The sequence below is a fragment of the Bradyrhizobium prioriisuperbiae genome (genome assembly GCF_032397745.1).
Taxonomy (GTDB): Bacteria; Pseudomonadota; Alphaproteobacteria; order Rhizobiales; family Xanthobacteraceae; genus Bradyrhizobium_A; species Bradyrhizobium_A prioriisuperbiae.
The window spans coordinates 2046776-2062042 of the sequence record NZ_CP135921.1 but is presented as its reverse complement, the minus strand read 5'-3'; the positions used below and the strand labels follow the sequence as shown (position 1 = coordinate 2062042).

Genomic DNA, 15267 nt, shown 5'->3' with positions numbered 1-15267 from the left:
GCGGGAGGATGTCATGAGCAAAGTCATTGTCGAGAAACAGGGGGCCGTCACCACGGTCATCATCAACCGGCCGGAGGCGCGCAATGCGGTCGATCATGAAACCGCACTGCTGCTGCGCGCCGCATTCGCCGCGTTCGACAAGGATGAGACGAGTGATGTCGCCGTCTTCACCGGGGCCGGCGGTTATTTCTGTGCCGGCTACGATCTGAAGACCGTCTCCAATGCGCCGCGGAGCGAGCCCGCGGGCGAAGGGCCGATGGGGCCGTCGCGCATGCTGCTGTCGAAACCGGTGATTGCGGCGGTGGAGGGACCCGCGGTGGCGGGCGGACTTGAGTTGGCCTTGTGGTGTGACATGCGCGTGGCCTCCACGTCGGCGATGTTCGGCGTGTTCTGCCGCCGCTGGGGCGTGCCGCTGATCGACGGCGGCACCGTGCGGCTGCCGCGCCTGATCGGCCACAGCCGCGCGCTGGACATGATCCTCACCGGGCGTCCGGTCGCCGCCGACGAAGCGCTGTCGTTCGGGCTTGCCAACCGCGTGGTGCCGCAAGGCACCGCGCGCGCCGAGGCCGAGCAATTGGCGGCGCAGCTGGCGCAGTTTCCGCAGGTCTGCATGCGCGCCGACCGGATGTCGAGCTACACCCAATGGGGCAAAGATATCGCCGACGCATTGCGTCACGAAGGCGAAGGCGGCGAAGCGCCGCTGCGCGCGGAAGCGGCCAAGGGCGCGGCACGGTTTTCCTCAGGCCTGGGACGCGGCGGAGATTTCAAGTCGATCTGAGGCAGAGCGCTCTGACCTGAACCCTCATGGCGAGGAGGCGCACTTGTGCCGTCTCAAACCATGAAGCGCGGAGTTGCTGCGTCCGGACCTCATCCTTCGAGACGCCTGCTTCGCAGGCGCCTCAGGATGGGGAGCCATCACCGCCCCAGCCTCGTCGCCTCGCTCACTTTCGCAAACCGCTCCAGCGACAGAATCGCATCGGCGAATTTCTCCGCGCCCCCATTCAGCACGGGACGCGCCAGTTGCAGGAACTTCTGCTGCATGGCGGCGGCATCCGGAAACGACACCGGCTCGCCCGAGGGATCGGCCAGCAGCCGCTCATGGGTTCCATCGTCGCTGGTGATGCTGACACGCGCGCCGAACGGATGGGTGCGGCCGACCTCGAGCCGGTCGTCCTGCACCACGTTGATGCGATCGGCCAGCGCGTCGATGGCGGGATCGCCAAGCCGTTTGTAATCGTCCCAGCCGAAGCTGCCTTGCTCCAGCGCCAGTGCGCCGGTGAAGAACATCGAGAACTGGCCGCCGACAATGCTGCGCGGATGGCGCTTGGTGTCGGGATCGCCGGTCAGCGTGATGCCGTTGCGATGCAGGCCGATCTCGACCTTTGCGATTCGCTCCGGCGTCAGATTGTGTTCGCGGCGCATGGCGATCAGCGCGTCGATCGCGGCGTGGGTGTAGCGGCAGCTCGGATAGGGTTTGACGCCGATCTTCATGGTCTCATAAACCTTGCCGAGTCCCGCGGTCGCCTTGTTCGCATCGGCATGGTCGGTGTAGCCGACCAGCAGGCCATGCTTGCCCTCGACCGATTCCGTCGCGCCGACAAAACCCTGCTTGGCAAGGGTTGCGGCCACCACGCCGTTCATGGCGGCGGCACCGACCTGATAACGCTTGTTCCAGGCGCCATTGACCAGGAACTGCAGCGATCCCGCAGCCTGGCTGCCGGACACGCCGAACGCCGCGATCAGTTGCTGTTCGGAGAGTCCCAGCAATTTTCCGGCTGCGGCGGCCGCGCCATAGGTGCCGGCGGTCGCGGTCGGGTGGAAGCCGCGCGCATAATGCGAGGTCGGATCGAGTGCGTTGCCGAGCCGGCAGCACACTTCATAACCGGCCACAATCGCGGTCAGCACCTCGCGTCCCGATGCGCCGACCATCTCGCCGACGGCGAACGCTGCCGGCACCACCGGCGCACTCGGATGCAGCGAGGAGTCCGCATGGGTGTCGTCGAAGTCAAGCGAATGCCCCAGCGCGCCGTTCAGCAGCGCCGCGACGGCCGGCGTGTAGGTCTTGCTGTCGCCGAACACGGTGGCGTCGCCGCTGCCATCGAGCGACAGCGCCGACAGCATCGCCAGGATCGAACCGGTGGAATCCGCCTCGCGTCGGGCCCGCACTGCGCTGCCCAGGAAATCCAGTGTCAGCACCTTGGCGCGCGCCAGCACGTCCTGCGGGATGTCCCCGAATTTCAGGTTTGTGACATAGGCTGCGAGCGTCGCGGTTTCATTCGCCATTGTTGTTGGTTCTCCCTGAGCGCGCGCAGGTTAGGCGGCCACGACGGTGCGTTCAAGCAGTCGCGAAAGCATGGCCGCATTCGCGGAACCGCGGGTCGTCATGTCGCCGTCTGCTGGGTCAAGCGCTGCCAAATCGCGTCGGCGGCGCTGCCGCGGCAACTGGTATCGCGGAAAATCCGGATTTCGACCGGAATGTTGAGATCAGCCGCGCCTGCAGCAACAAGCCGCCCGGCTGCGAGATCGTCGTCGGCCAGGGTTTGGGGCAGCCAGGCGAGGCCGTGGCCTTGGCGCGCCATGGTCAGCAGCGTGGCGGCGAGATGCGAGGTGAAGACCGTTTCACTCCCGACCACGCTACCGGTCTGGATCGCGCTGAGGATTCGCCCGAGGCCCGACGAGTTGCTGTAGGCGAGGCGGCGTGTCGGCGCCTGCGCGCCGCCGGCTGCAGGCCAGACGGGCCGGCCGTCCCGTCCCGGCGCCGACAGCGGCACAAGGACATCTCCGCCGACAGTCACGCTTGGAAACCGCTCCGGCGCAAAACGCGTCGGCGCCATCGGATGGTGATAGCAGAGCAGGAAATGCGCCTTGCCATCCAGCATGATCTGCTCGCAGGCCTCCATGCTGTCCGACATCAGGTTCAGCGTGCCCAGCCCTTCGAAGTCGATGTGACGGCGGATCCAGCCGGGAAAGAACGTGAACGACAGTGCATGGGTGGCGGCGAAATACAGTGTCGCGGTTGCGCGCTCGGCCATCGCCTGGCTCTCGCGCCTGACACGGTAGAGCTCGCGGGTGATGGTCTCGGCATGGGTCTGCAGAAACGCGCCGGCCGCAGTCAGCGAGACGCCCTGCGCGCTGCGAATGAACAGCGGCACGCCGATCCATTCTTCAAGCGCGCGGATCCTGCGGCTGAAAGCGGGCTGGGTCACGTTGCGGCAGTCGGCGGCGCGTGAGAAGGAGTGCTGTTCGGCGAGCGCGAGAAAGTCTTCGAGCCAGTTCAGGTCCATCTCAGGTCCAGGTTCGATCCATGGAGGTCATGCCGATCGTTTATAGACAAAACCGATCTTGGCATTGGCCTTGCGACAACGGGCGGTGTACGCGATGACGATAGACCAAAAGCTCAGTCCGGGAACAGCCACATGCGCATTATCGATGTTCGTGAAGTCACCAAGCCGATCGCCTCGCCGATCCGCAACGCCTACATCGACTTCAGCAAGATGACGTCGAGCCTGGTGGCTGTTGTCACCGACGTGGTGCGCGACGGCAATCCGGTGGTTGGCTATGGCTTCAACTCCAATGGCCGTTACGGCCAGGGCGGCCTGATCCGCGAGCGTTTCCGCGACCGTATCTTGCAGGCGGATCCGAAAACCCTGCGCGATGAGACCAGCGACAATCTCGATCCGGACAAGATCTGGGCGACGCTGATGATGAACGAGAAGCCCGGCGGCCATGGCGAGCGTTCGGTCGCGGTCGGCACCATCGACATGGCGGTGTGGGACGCAGTGGCGAAGATCGCGGGCAAGCCGCTGTTTCGCCTGCTGGCCGAGCGCCATGGCAGGGCGGCGAACCCGAAGGTGTTCGTCTATGCCGCCGGCGGTTACTATTATCCCGGCAAGGACCTGTCGATGCTGCGTGCCGAGATGCGCGGCTATCTCGATCGCGGCTACAACGTGGTGAAGATGAAGATCGGCGGCGCGCCGATCGAAGACGACCGCACGCGGATCGAAGCGGTGCTGAAGGAAATCGGCAGTCAGGCCCAACTCGCCGTCGACGCCAACGGCCGCTTCGATCTGGAGACCGCGATCGCCTATGCCAAAATGCTGCGCGACTATCCGCTGTTCTGGTACGAGGAAGCGGGCGATCCCCTCGATTATCAGCTGCAGGCCGCGCTGGCGGAATTCTATCCAGGGCCCATGGCGACCGGCGAAAACCTGTTCAGCCATCAGGACGCCCGCAATCTCATTCGCTACGGCGGGATGCGGCCGGATCGTGATTGGCTGCAGTTTGATTGCGCGCTGTCTTATGGTTTGTGCGAATACCAACGCACACTGAAGGTGCTGGAGGCCCAGGGCTGGTCGCCGTCGCGCTGCATTCCCCATGGCGGTCACCAGATGTCGCTCAACATTGCCGCCGGCCTCGGGCTCGGCGGCAATGAGAGTTATCCCGATCTATTCCAGCCCTATGGCGGCTTCCCCGACGGCGTGCGGGTGGAGAACGGTTTCATCACCATGCCGGAACTGCCGGGCATCGGCTTCGAGGGCAAGGCCGACCTCTATGCGGAGATGAAGGCGCTGGCATCGTAGCTGCCGCTCTGAAGTGCGGGCAGCAGGTACGCGAGCTGACCGACTTCCTCGATGTTGTGCTTGACCCAGGCGCGGAGCATTTCGTCGGAGAAGCGGCGGGTGAGCAGGTAGTTCACCGGGGTGAACAGCCGCGAACGAGCGCCGACATCCAGCACGCTGACATAGTGCGCGCCGTCTGACCCTGCGGACCAGGTGTGTTCGAGCTGGAACACGATGACGCCGGCGACGCGCTGCACCAGCCGGATGCCGGTCTCATCAAGCTTCTCGACGCGGTCGATCACGTCGACGGCAAATTCATCGCGGTTGCCGAATTTCTCGACAATGCGAAACCGTGCGCCTTCGGCCGCGCCGCCACCAGGCGCCGGCCGCGCCAATTCCCAGCGGATGTGATCGAGCGGGTGCCACGCCAGATAGCGCTCAATCGTCTCGCCGCCATACTCCATGGTTTCGCCGATATGGGTGAACCAGTTCAGCAGCATCGCGGGCGTGATTCCGGCCAGCGGGCGATGATCGATCGTCACCCGCCGGCGCAGGTGCGGAGCCTGCATGTAACCGACGATGGCCGTGTCCACGGTCCGGAGCGGATAGAGCACGGGTCGGGGCATGTTTTGCCTCCAAACGTTCAAGGCATTAAGATACTGAATCGTTTCTTATGGTTTGTTGCTATAGACCCTTGCGGTAGGGAACGCAAACGTTTCTTATTGGTAGATGGTTGAGGTCAGAATGCAACGGCGCCGCGGCGAGCAGCTGGAGGCGGCGATCAGGTCGGCGGTGCTGGTGCTGCTCGAGCGCCATGGTCCGGCCGGTGTGACCATGGATGCGGTCGCAGTCGCAGCCGGAACCAGCAAAGCCGTGCTCTACCGCCGGTGGCCGGACAGCCAGTCGCTGCTGCGCGACATCCTGCTGCACACGGCCGCGGCGGCGATCCCCCATGCCGACACTGGAAGTTATCGCGGCGATATGCTTGCTGTGCTGCGTGGCTGGCTCGCGTTGTTCAGCGGCGCCGAAGCCGGTGCATTGCGCGCCGTGGTGACCGCCATGTCTCACGACCAGCAACTTGCAGAGACATTCCGTCGTGATGTCATCGGCTGGCGCAAGGATGAGATGGTGGCGTTGCTGCAGCGGGGGATCGCGCGCGGCGATGTGAGATCCGATGTCTCCGTCGACATCGCGCGCGAACTGGGCCAGAGCGTGCTCTGGCATCGGCTGCTCGTCACCGGTGATCCGATCACCGACGAGCTGATCGTCCGGATCGTCGATGACGTGCTGGTGCCGTTCGCCGCTCCACGTTGAGTTGTTGCTGGCATGCCGCTCTCTTGCACCTCGCCGATGGATGAGGCTGTCGACCCGACATGGCATGATAAAAGCCCTACGTAACAATGCGGACTTGAGTGACATAATCTTTTCGTTGTTCCTCAGCATGCGCCGTCGCGCATGTGAAAGCTGCGAATCATGCTCTCGCGCCGCTCTTTTGTCGTCGGATCGCTCGTGGCGATGGCCCCGCCGCGATCGATCCGATCGGCTTGCGCCACCGAACGCAATCCCACACCACGTCTTGATCTCGATTTGGCCGATCCGGCGGCGAAGAGCGCGCATGCGCAGTCGCTGACCGGCGCCTTGCGTTATGTCGATCACGAGGTGTTCGGCGATTGCGCCGGCATTCTGGTCGAGGAAGCGTCGACCAACGGCATTGAGGATGCCGGCTACTCCAGCGATACGGCCCTCCCCAATGGCTGGCGCGTGCTGCCGCAGCCGGTGACAACAGCCGAATGTACCATGACATTCACCAGGCGAGGGGCCGGACAAGGGCTGCTCCGGCTCACGGGGCAGGCGACGCGGGATCTCTACCTCGTGCTCGGTTCGCCCAAGCATTTCGCGATTGCCGCCGGCGAGAATCTCACAGGCTCGCTGGCGATCCGGCTCGCTGGCGGGTCCATGGCCAACGTTGCGGGGCTCGGGCTGCTCAACGTTGAAAACGATTCCGCGGGGGTTCCGGCCGTCGCCTCGCTGCGCGTGGCGCCGATCCAGCAGTTGCAGGCCGACAAGGCCTGGTGGGCTCAGGTCCGCTCCGTGGCCGGCCACAACAGCCATGCCAATCTGGCGCTCAAGATATCCGTTGCGGGCGCGTATGACGTCAGCTTCGAGATCAACAGTCCGCAACTGGAAAAGCGAACCTGGCGGTCGAGTTATGGCGTATCGGCCCGCCCGGCCGATGACATCACGCTGTCGCCGGCTCACGCTGCCTATCTGGCGCAGCCCGAGCGGTCGGTGGTCATCACGGCCGACGCGCCGCGCGTTGCTGGAACGGCGTCGCTCTGGAGCGAATGGAAAGACGACAGAAATTTCGTCGAACTGCAGCTCCGCAACCATGCGCTGTTCGTCAGGGTGGTTGCGAACGGCGTCCCGACGGAGGCGCAACTCGGAATCGTTCCCCCGCTGGCGCGCTTGACGGCGGCGATCGCGATGGGGGCGACGAGCGTCTTGGGCTCGGTCAACGGCAAGGCGCCGAAATGGATCGATGTCGCTCCGCCTGCGGGAATGACCACGGCGCGGCTGGGCCGCGGCTCCACGGGTTATTGGAACGCCACCATCAAGCGGCTGTCGCTGTACGCAAGCGCGATCGATTGCGCGGAAGCAAGCCTGCGGGAGCAGGTGTTTTTCGATGATTTCGATCGGCTGGATAGCCGATGGCTGGGCTGGTCGCCGACAGGCCAGTCGATTGCGAAGGTCGGCAATGTCGACACCGCGATTGCCGCCGGCAAATGGGTGGCGCGCTCGGGCGGCCTGGGCCTGGCCTTTGCGGGTTATGGCAAGGTCACTTTGCCGGCCGTGCCGCGCTACATGGGCGCGGTGCTGAACTGGACCACCGGCCGTTCAGGCGGCGCGGCCGGACTGATCGCGGCCACCAACGATCTGTCCGATCCCGCCGACGCGCTGCATACGGTCCTGACCGACACGACCGAGATTTTTCAAACCATCACCGCGTCGCGTGTCGATGATGCGCTGACGACGTTTACCTACCCGAATGCGATGCGCCGTGACGGTGCAACGCCCTATGGCGTCGCGCGCCTGTTCAATCGTGCCGAGAATGCCGTGGTGTTCGTCGGGCCGGATGGCGACCTGCCGCGGCATGTCAGTGCCACCTACGGCGAACGAATCGGCAAAACCGCCGTATTCGAGCATTACTGGCAATTGGGGCAGTGCCGGCCCGAGTTCCTCGCGGTTGCGGCGGCATGATCAGTGGATACCGATTGTTAGAAGAGATCATGCAGAGATCGAGCGTCAGTTGCGTTGCGTCGTCAAAAGCGATTCGTTTATCGAAGGGACCACGCTCATGAAGGTTCTATCCGCCCTCATCGCATGTCTGGCGCTTATTCCGGGTCAGGCGGTTGCGCAGGGAATGTATCCGCTGAATCCGGCACTGGGCACCGTCAACCAGCAGCGGCAGAACCAGTACACCGTGTCGCCGAACTCGCCGACCACGACATTCCCGACCAACGACACCTTTCGCAGTCCGTTCGTCAGCCCGTTTTCCACGGGGTCGTATCCGAGCAGGACCGGTGGTTACGTCAGCAGCTACACCGGCAGTTATGCCGGCACCGGGCCACGCTGATTTATTTGTCTGACTGAGCTGCTGCCTCAGCGCAGGCCGACAGGCTTGCCGCGTCCAAAGCCGGCTTGTTGCAGCAGCCGTATCGACAATCGCGCGCTGAGTACGCCGAAGCCGATGCCGAGTGCATCGACGATGAAGTCTTCCAGCCGCGCATGACGCGTCGGCAGGGGAATCTGCACGAGTTCCAGCACCAGCGCGAACACGATTGTCGCCGGCAGCAGAAACTTCAACGGCACCTCGAATGCGAGTGCCGTCAGCGCGCCCACAACAGCGAAACACATGAAGTGCTCCAGGTTCTGACCGAACCCGGTTACCGGCCGTTCGGCCGCCGGAACTACCGTGAGAACGATCACGGCGGCCAGCGCGGCAACGGCGAAAAGTTGTACGGCTCTGTGCATGCTGTCCTGAAATGGTTCTTGGAGCTCGTTCGGTCGATCGCGCGTGGTTTACCAGTTGAAGTCATGGCTAAGGAAGCGTTTCACGGACCCATTCGTCCGCATGGTTACGCCTGCGTGTTTCCACGTAATACGATTCGTTGCCCATGACGTCCGCGCATGTCGTCGCATGTCCGGCGAATCAGCGATTCGTACCGCACGCGGTGACCCGATGAAGCGGACGGCGCGTCGATTACGCGAATGTACTTATTCGAGAGCGTAGGAAAATCCGGGCTCGATGTCGCGGTGGTGTATCGGGACGGCAGGACTACGTTTGAATGCGTAATCCGCGTGTCAAAATCGCGGTTCTAAAACTGCATTAACCATACGCGTGCATCGTCTTTCGCATGGTGCAGAAAAATTTACCAAAGCGTTTGTTGTGTTTTGTCGCGGGAGTTCAAGTCGCCCTTGCGCTCGCCGGTTGTTCGACAATGCCAAGGAACGGTCCGGACAGCGGTGACATCAGGTCACAGCGGCCGGTGTCGCCCGAAAGTCTCCCATACGCCGTCGTCAACGTCACGCCCGATGTCGTGTCGATCCTCAGCGAGACGACCGGCCGGTTGACATCGGCCTTCGCCGACCGGCGACCGCCGAATGAAATCAGGTTCGGCATCGGCGACGTGGTCAGTGTCACCATCTTCGAGGCGGCGCCTGGCGGTTTGTTCATTCCGATCGAGGCAGGTGTGCGGCCCGGCAACTTCGTCGCGCTGCCGAACCAGCCGGTCGACAGCAAGGGAAACATTTCGGTTCCGTATGCCCCCCCGATCCGTGCGGCCGGCAAGACTCCGTCGGAAGTGCAGCAGGCGATCGCCGGTGCGTTGAAGAATCGCGCGATCGAACCGCAGGCGGTGGTGGCGTTGATCGATCAGCGCACGTCGCTGATCAGTGTGCTTGGCGAGGTGAACGTGCCGTCGCGTTTTCCGGCGAATGCCGCCGGCGAACATCTGCTCGACGCGATCGCCCGTGCGGGCGGACCGAAGGCGCAGGGCTATGATACCTGGGTGTCACTGGAGCGCGGCGGCCGGCGGGCCAAGGTGCCATTTGGTGCGCTGGTTTATGAACCGTCGAACAATATCTTCGTGCATCCGCAAGACACGATCTATGTGTACCGCGAGCCGCAGACGTTCGTGGCATTCGGCGCCGCTGGACAACAAGGCCAGTTCGATTTCGGTGCCTGGCGTGTCACCGTCGCGGAAGCCGTGGCGAAGGCTGGTGGTCTTAACGATGCGATGGCCGATCCCGGCTCGGTGTTTGTTTACCGCGGCGAGACGCGCGAGATCGCGGAACGTCTCGGTGTCGATTGTGCTCGATTCACCACGCCGATCGTTCCGATCGTTTACAATTTCAACATGCGCGACCCGTCGATGTACTTCCTGACCACTCAGATGGTCGCCCGTAATAAGGATGTTTTGTATATTTCCAACGCTCATGCGGTCGAAGTGGCTAAGATGCTGAACTACATCCGGCTGGTGACCGCCACCGTGAACGATCCGATCGTTGCAGCCTATAACGGGGTTGCCCTGCACAATCTGGTGAAGTGATGAGCATGAAGATTTCGAAGATGAGTCGTGTTACCGACCGGCAGAGTCCGGCCGGGGAAGTTATGGCGCCGGATCAGATCCTCTCGCTAATCATCGCGTTCTTCCGGCGGCAATATCCGATCGTGCTGATGGCGCTGGTCGCGACGACGCTGTTCGCGCTTGGCTATCTGCTGATCGTGCGTTCGACCTACACCGCGCAGGCGACCATCCTGATGGACACCCGAAAGGTGCAGGTTCAGTCGCAATCCCTGTTCAATGACGCGCCGATGGATGCGCCGACGGTGGAAAGCCAGGTTGAGGTCATCAAGTCGGACAACATCGCCCGCTCCATCATCGAGGACATGAAACTCGCGGACGATTCGGAGTTCACGCGTTACGGCGGCGGCATCCTCGGCAACCTCCAATACTATTTCTTTTCAATCTTCGATCTGTTCGACTTCAGCGGAACGACCTCCGAGGAAGCGGCGAACCGCCGCGCGCTCGGCCAGTTCACCAAGAGCCTCAGCGCCAAGCGGGTCGGCGTCACCTATGTGATCGAGGTCAGCTTTCGCTCGGCTTATCCGGAGCGCGCGGCAAAGATCGCCAATGCGGTTGCCGAGGCTTACATCAACGATCAGCTCAATGCGAAGTACCTGGCGGCCCGCCGGGCCAGCACCTGGCTGTCCGACCGGATCGCCGAGTTGCGGGGCCAGGCGATGTCGGCCGAAAAATCGATCGCGGATTTCAAGGCCGAGAACAAGATCGTCGATGCCGGCGGCCGTCCGATCTCGGAGCAGCGGGTGGCGGACCTCAGCAAGGAGCTGGCGGCGGCAAAGGCGCAGACCAACGAAGCCCGCGTCAAGCTCGAGCGTATCGACCAGATCACCAAGTCCGACCTGCGCGAAGCCACGGTGACCGATGCGCTGCGCAGCGAAGTCGTGACCAAGCTGCGCAGTCAATACCTCGACATGGCCAATCGCGAGGCTGATTTGTCGTCCCGTTATGGGTCGAACCATCTCGCCGCGGTCAACCTGCGCAACCAGATGAAGGAAGTGAGGCGTTCGATCAGCGAAGAGCTCCGCCGTCTCGCCGAGACCTATCGCAGCGACTATTCTATCGCCCAGCAGCGGGAGAAGGGCGTGCAGGCCGCGCTCGACGACGCGGTCTCGAACTCGCAGATGACCGGCCAGGCGCAGGTCCGGCTGAAGGAACTGGAGAGCAACTCCCAGACCTATCGCACGATCTACGAGAATTTCCTCGAACGTTACACTGACACCATTCAACAACAGACCTATCCGATCACCGAAGCGCGGGTGATCTCGTCGGCCAGCCGGCCGGGCCGTCGCAGCAGCCCTTCGACCTTGCTCGTGCTGCTGGTGGGCTGCGTCAGCGGCCTGATGCTCGGGATCGGCATCGGCATCATCAATGACATGGCGGATCGGGTGATCCGCACCCGCGGCCAGGCTGAATCGGTGCTGGGCATCGATTGCCTGTCGCTGCTGCCCAAGATTGCTGACACCGGAGTCCCGCTCGTTCCGGACCAGCCTTCGGGGCCGCGCAGTATTCCGCGCAACGCCTCGATCGGGTGGAGCGCGCTGCATGACCAGTTCTCAAGCTACGCAGAAGGCATTCGGGCCATCAAGGGGGCCATCGATCTCAGCGATCGGCCTGAGCGGGCGCGGGTGATCGGGTTCTCTTCAACGCTGCAGGGCGAAGGAAAGTCGACCGTTGCCGCCTCGGTCGGCCTGCTGAGTGCGCAGGTCGGCGCCAAAGCCATCGTGGTTGACTGTGATCTGCGCCATGCGTCGCTCACCAAGCAGTTGAGTCCGTCGGCCACCGTCGGACTACTCCAGGTGGTGACCGGGCTCACGCCCCTCGAGGATGTGATCTGGCGAGATCCGGAGACCGGCATGGCCTTCCTGCCGGCGGTGCTGAACGCGCCGATGGCGAATTCGAACGAGGTACTTGGATCGACGGCCATCAATGAGCTGTTCACGAAACTGCGCGAACAGTTCGATTATGTCTTTGTCGACCTGCCGCCGATGATGCCGGCGATCGACGTGCGGGCGACAACCCACTTCATCCAGCAGTATGTTCTGGTGATGGAATGGGGCAAGACCCGAGTGGACGCGGTCGAGGAAGCACTGATTGCGACCCGCGCCCTCAAGGACCGGCTGCTCGGCGTGGTGCTGAACAAGGCCGAGACTGATCAGCTTGGCCAGTATCAGTGGCACTTCGGCGCTTTGCGCCGCCTGTCCGAGAAGGTGGATTCCCACTGGGTGGTGCGCGACAACGCGTCATGACCTGCCGTCGTCGCGGGCCTTGTCACCGTGAACGCAGGCTGGCCTTATGGTTCGAGACGCGCCGCGAGCCGGCCAAAGGCGAGCGTTTCCAGGAATGATGCCGCTCATCAACTTCGCTCTCATAGCCCGGCTTCGTGAGAGAAGGCTGGGCAGGGCCGCGCATGACGACATACGCAAGGCTAAGGCTTACGAAGCCGCCAGCGTGAGACAAGCCGCTCCCTGTCGTTGAGAGCTGTCTTGCCTGCTCCCGAGAGGGGCGGGCTCATGCAGCGAACGCAAAGTTGCCGAGAACAGCGTAGCGTTCCGTCAGTTCGCTCTCGGTGAGAGCGCGAAGAATGTGGGATAAAATCATCGCCCAGTCTCGGCAGCGTCAGATCGAGTGGTGTGAATCCCGCGCCTTACGATCGGTCGGTGGCCAACTCTCGGTTCAGGAGTGTCGCGTCGGACGCTCGCTCAGGCGAACCAAATCCGACGATGTCGCCGAGCACGTCGTGGGTCATCAGCCGGCGGATCATCAGCAGGCTGCCGCAGGTCACGATCACGCTCAGGGCCAACAGGATGCCGGTTTGCTGCAAGGTGCTGAAGCAGAGGTAGCCGAGAGGCAGGAACACCATCGCCTCGCCAAGGTGAACGCGCGCGACCATTTTGGTGGCCCCGCTCCCCATCAGCAGCGCCGCCAGATAGAAGTGCAGCGTACTGGCAAAGAGCAGAGCAGCGGCACAGACCCGAAAGCCGGTCTCGAACTGGATGCCGGAATGCAACCACAGCGCGAGCAACGGATTCCCCAGGAAATAGAGCCCGAGGCTTCCCGTGGCTGCCAGGCCGAGCACCATCAGTCCGCTGAGGCGCGCAGCATGCAGGGCGCCGGCGTTGTCGCGGTGCGCCAGTCGCGAAGCAATCACATTGGTCAGCGGAAAGGTGAAGGCCACCAGTAGCGCCCCGTACGACTGCAGCAGGCGCATGAAAATGCCGACCTCGATGACGGCGTCCGGCCCGGCGATGAGGCCGAACAATCCGGTGGAGAGCTGGTAGAGGATCATGAGGCCGAGGCTGATGATGGTGAAATCCAGCGAACTCAGCAGCAACAACTGCACGGTCTTGCGGTGCCAGACGATGCGGCGGACGAACAGCCCGCGATTGCGCCGTACCACGTCGAACCCATGGACGATCGATCCCAGCAGGAAACTCAGATTGAGCAGGTAGGCGGCGAACGTGATCGACGGGTAGCGGGGAAACACCACGAACAGCAGCACCAGCGACAACGCGTAACTGCCGAGCTGGAAGGCGTAAAGCCGGTGCAGCTTGTGATACCCGGCATCGATGCCTTCGAACACCGTCAAAAAGAACCACAGGCTCATCGCCAGGAACAGACTCAACACGCTGGTGATGAACTCGGTCTTGTGCTCGGCGATGATCGGCGGCAGCTCAACCGTCGCCACCACCGCGAGAAACAGCGCCGAACTGATGCAGAACAGGCCGAGATTGATGATCGCGGCCAGCACCGTCGCCATCGATACAAAACGGGCGACGAAGGTCGGCGCGCGAATCGCGTATTTCGCGATCCCGTTGGCGATGACGCGGCCCATGCCGATGTTGGCAAAGCCCACCCAGGATCCGATGCTCAGGACGACCAGGAACAGGCCGAAGCGCGATTGTCCGAGCTTGTCGAGCGCGAAAGGCAACCCCACGAGATTGAGGACGATGGCGAGGGCGCGGGCCAGCCACGCGACGAGGGCGGTGACGATGATCGATTTCATTGGAGCCACCGATCCTCTGTACTAGATGATACTGTCGGTCCGAGAGAAGGATTTGCCCTTTTGGATAACTTGCGCGTGCATTCCGCTGGATCGCTCGCGATCGGCGAACAGGATTCGCCGCTGATGACCGAGCCGATGCCAACGTCGTGGCTTGAGATATCGTCGGCGCGTTCGATATCGTGCTGGTGCCCCATCATGCTGCATCGTCCCATGGTGAGTTCGGAGTGCTCGTGTTTTGCGCTTCCTAAGAATGGTCTATCGACCGGCGTCGAGGTTCAACTATCTAGTTGAAAATTGATCAACTACCCAGTTGAAAGTGTCGATGATGGTATCTTCGTCCTTCCGGCGCGTGCCCCTGGCCACCCCACCATCATGGTGCCGCCGGTGCTCAGTAAATGACATTGCCGGTCCGCGAGAAGAATTTCGCCTTTTCCGGCACCTTGCGGGTGCATTCGGCCGGGTTGCCCGCGATCAGCGAATAGGGTTCGGCGTGGATATAATTGATCACCGAACCGGCACTGACGATGCAGCAGTTCGGAATGTTGACGCCCTTCATGATCAGGGAGCCGGCGCCGATCATCGTATAGTCGCCGACCGAGATCGGTCCGCAGGATTGTCTGGACCGGATGATCTCGACACCGTGCGTCACCAGTTGGGAGCGAAATCCGGCGAGCCCCGAAAACGGGCCGAATGTCACTCTGTCAGTGCAATCGATGTAGTGCTGGTGTCCCATCATGCTGCATTTTCCCATGGTGAGCTGGGAGTAGCGGTTCTTTGCGCTCTTGAAAAATGGCGTCTCGATCTGCGTCGAGAATCCGCCGATCCAGTTGAAGTTGCCGATAAAGGAGTCTTCGTCCATCTGCAGCTTGTTGAGGCGCCCGACATAATTCAGGTGGCCGAGCCGCGCTCCCTTCGCCATCTCCACCGCATCGGCGAAGACAAAGGACAGGCCGATGCGGCAGTCCGGGTGCAACTGGTATCCAAAGCAGGCCGCAAGCAGGCGACGGCGCAACGACCACGGTAAAATGAACCCCAATATTTGAATTGCCAGCTTGATCAT

Annotated in this window: 13 protein-coding genes; 7 read left to right on the top strand and 6 right to left on the bottom strand. The window is 62.7% G+C overall.

The window, feature by feature from the left end:
- Positions 1 to 13 precede the first annotated feature (13 nt).
- Positions 14 to 778: a crotonase/enoyl-CoA hydratase family protein gene (locus RS897_RS09625; RefSeq protein WP_315836338.1), complete on the top strand. Its 765-nt coding sequence runs from the start codon at positions 14 to 16 to the stop codon at positions 776 to 778.
- Positions 779 to 915: 137 nt separating this feature from the next.
- On the opposite strand, the gene RS897_RS09620 is transcribed toward RS897_RS09625, so the two are convergent.
- Together RS897_RS09620 and RS897_RS09615 are read right to left on the bottom strand one after the other, a co-directional pair.
- Positions 916 to 2283: an MmgE/PrpD family protein gene (locus RS897_RS09620; protein WP_315836337.1), complete on the bottom strand. Its 1368-nt coding sequence runs from the start codon at positions 2281 to 2283 to the stop codon at positions 916 to 918.
- Between the two features lie 98 nt (positions 2284 to 2381).
- Complete coding sequence (locus tag RS897_RS09615; protein ID WP_315836336.1) at positions 2382 to 3284, bottom strand: LysR family transcriptional regulator; 903 nt, start codon at positions 3282 to 3284, stop codon at positions 2382 to 2384.
- A gap of 132 nt (positions 3285 to 3416) precedes the next feature.
- On the opposite strand from RS897_RS09615, the gene RS897_RS09610 reads away from it, so the two are divergent.
- Positions 3417 to 4580: a mandelate racemase/muconate lactonizing enzyme family protein gene (locus RS897_RS09610; protein WP_315836335.1), complete on the top strand. Its 1164-nt coding sequence runs from the start codon at positions 3417 to 3419 to the stop codon at positions 4578 to 4580.
- Here the strand turns inward: RS897_RS09610 and RS897_RS09605 are convergent.
- A complete protein-coding gene (locus tag RS897_RS09605; protein ID WP_315836334.1) occupies positions 4550 to 5185 on the bottom strand; it encodes a hypothetical protein in 636 nt (211 codons plus the stop codon). The two genes, RS897_RS09610 and RS897_RS09605, sit on opposite strands and share 31 nt — an antisense overlap.
- A 118-nt stretch (positions 5186 to 5303) precedes the next feature.
- On the opposite strand from RS897_RS09605, the gene RS897_RS09600 reads away from it, so the two are divergent.
- The 3 genes from RS897_RS09600 to RS897_RS09590 all read left to right on the top strand — a co-directional run bounded on the left by RS897_RS09600 (position 5304) and on the right by RS897_RS09590 (position 8193).
- Positions 5304 to 5873 carry a TetR/AcrR family transcriptional regulator gene (locus tag RS897_RS09600; RefSeq protein WP_315836333.1) on the top strand — a complete coding sequence of 190 codons (570 nt, stop codon included), beginning with the start codon at positions 5304 to 5306 and terminating at the stop codon, positions 5871 to 5873.
- A 201-nt stretch (positions 5874 to 6074) separates the two neighbouring features.
- Positions 6075 to 7817, top strand: a complete 1743-nt coding sequence (locus tag RS897_RS09595; protein WP_315836332.1) for a hypothetical protein — start codon at positions 6075 to 6077, stop codon at positions 7815 to 7817.
- A 97-nt stretch (positions 7818 to 7914) separates the two neighbouring features.
- Positions 7915 to 8193, top strand: coding sequence for a hypothetical protein (locus tag RS897_RS09590; protein WP_315836331.1), 279 nt, complete (start codon positions 7915 to 7917; stop codon positions 8191 to 8193).
- Between the two features lie 26 nt (positions 8194 to 8219).
- Here RS897_RS09590 and RS897_RS09585 read toward each other — a convergent pair whose 3' ends face one another.
- Complete coding sequence (locus RS897_RS09585; protein WP_315836330.1) at positions 8220 to 8591, bottom strand: VanZ family protein; 372 nt, start codon at positions 8589 to 8591, stop codon at positions 8220 to 8222.
- A gap of 467 nt (positions 8592 to 9058) precedes the next feature.
- Between RS897_RS09585 and RS897_RS09580 the strand changes: the two genes are divergently transcribed.
- Together RS897_RS09580 and RS897_RS09575 are read left to right on the top strand one after the other, a co-directional pair.
- Complete coding sequence (locus RS897_RS09580; protein ID WP_315836329.1) at positions 9059 to 10168, top strand: polysaccharide biosynthesis/export family protein; 1110 nt, start codon at positions 9059 to 9061, stop codon at positions 10166 to 10168.
- A gap of 20 nt (positions 10169 to 10188) precedes the next feature.
- The gene (locus RS897_RS09575) at positions 10189 to 12450 is read left to right on the top strand and encodes a GumC family protein (protein ID WP_315836328.1); all 2262 of its coding nucleotides are present in this window, start codon (positions 10189 to 10191) and stop codon (positions 12448 to 12450) included.
- 398 nt (positions 12451 to 12848) lie between these two features.
- Here the strand turns inward: RS897_RS09575 and RS897_RS09570 are convergent, their stop codons facing one another.
- The gene (locus tag RS897_RS09570) at positions 12849 to 14207 is read right to left on the bottom strand and encodes an MATE family efflux transporter (protein ID WP_315836327.1); all 1359 of its coding nucleotides are present in this window, start codon (positions 14205 to 14207) and stop codon (positions 12849 to 12851) included.
- 388 nt (positions 14208 to 14595) lie between these two features.
- On the bottom strand, positions 14596 to 15267 hold the full coding sequence (locus RS897_RS09565; protein ID WP_315836326.1) for an acyltransferase: 672 nt from the start codon (positions 15265 to 15267) through the stop codon (positions 14596 to 14598).

Excerpts from the sequence above, each read along its gene's own strand:
- RS897_RS09625 (WP_315836338.1), top strand. The coding sequence starts at position 14 with ATGAGCAAAGTCATTGTCGAGAAACAGGGGGCCGTCACCACGGTCATC.
- RS897_RS09620 (WP_315836337.1), bottom strand. The coding sequence starts at position 2,283 with ATGGCGAATGAAACCGCGACGCTCGCAGCCTATGTCACAAACCTGAAA.
- RS897_RS09615 (WP_315836336.1), bottom strand. The coding sequence starts at position 3,284 with ATGGACCTGAACTGGCTCGAAGACTTTCTCGCGCTCGCCGAACAGCAC.
- RS897_RS09610 (WP_315836335.1), top strand. The coding sequence starts at position 3,417 with ATGCGCATTATCGATGTTCGTGAAGTCACCAAGCCGATCGCCTCGCCG.
- RS897_RS09605 (WP_315836334.1), bottom strand. The coding sequence starts at position 5,185 with ATGCCCCGACCCGTGCTCTATCCGCTCCGGACCGTGGACACGGCCATC.
- RS897_RS09600 (WP_315836333.1), top strand. The coding sequence starts at position 5,304 with ATGCAACGGCGCCGCGGCGAGCAGCTGGAGGCGGCGATCAGGTCGGCG.
- RS897_RS09595 (WP_315836332.1), top strand. The coding sequence starts at position 6,075 with ATGGCCCCGCCGCGATCGATCCGATCGGCTTGCGCCACCGAACGCAAT.
- RS897_RS09590 (WP_315836331.1), top strand. The coding sequence starts at position 7,915 with ATGAAGGTTCTATCCGCCCTCATCGCATGTCTGGCGCTTATTCCGGGT.
- RS897_RS09585 (WP_315836330.1), bottom strand. The coding sequence starts at position 8,591 with ATGCACAGAGCCGTACAACTTTTCGCCGTTGCCGCGCTGGCCGCCGTG.
- RS897_RS09580 (WP_315836329.1), top strand. The coding sequence starts at position 9,059 with ATGCCAAGGAACGGTCCGGACAGCGGTGACATCAGGTCACAGCGGCCG.
- RS897_RS09575 (WP_315836328.1), top strand. The coding sequence starts at position 10,189 with ATGAGTCGTGTTACCGACCGGCAGAGTCCGGCCGGGGAAGTTATGGCG.
- RS897_RS09570 (WP_315836327.1), bottom strand. The coding sequence starts at position 14,207 with ATGAAATCGATCATCGTCACCGCCCTCGTCGCGTGGCTGGCCCGCGCC.
- RS897_RS09565 (WP_315836326.1), bottom strand. The coding sequence starts at position 15,267 with ATGATCAAGCTGGCAATTCAAATATTGGGGTTCATTTTACCGTGGTCG.